Consider the following 270-nt stretch of genomic DNA (forward strand, 5'->3'; position numbering starts at 1 on the left):
AGGCTGCTCTACCCCGCGATAATGAAAAGGAGGATAAGAGATTCGAACTCTTGCGCCGCTCTCACGACCTAGCGGTTTTCAAGACCGCCCCCTTCAGCCACTTGGGTAATCCTCCATAAATGAAAAGCTGTCGAGTGTTATGAGGCCCAATGGACCTTGTAGGACTCGAACCTACGACCGGGCGGTTATGAGCCGCTTGCTCTAACCAACTGAGCTAAAGGTCCCTAACAGCCAGTCAATCGCGGCGGGGGGGATCGAACCCTCGACCTC

2 tRNA genes are annotated in these 270 nt (G+C 54.8%); both read right to left on the reverse strand.

The features are described from left to right. Positions 1-27: 27 nt before the first annotated feature. Positions 28-115 (reverse strand) — tRNA-Ser (locus tag FC47_RS10315). A 35-nt stretch (positions 116-150) separates the two neighbouring features. Next, positions 151-224, reverse strand: a tRNA-Ile gene (locus tag FC47_RS10320). Positions 225-270 lie beyond the last annotated feature (46 nt).

It is taken from the genome of Limosilactobacillus mucosae DSM 13345, from assembly GCF_001436025.1.
In the GTDB taxonomy this organism is placed as follows: domain Bacteria; phylum Bacillota; class Bacilli; order Lactobacillales; family Lactobacillaceae; genus Limosilactobacillus; species Limosilactobacillus mucosae.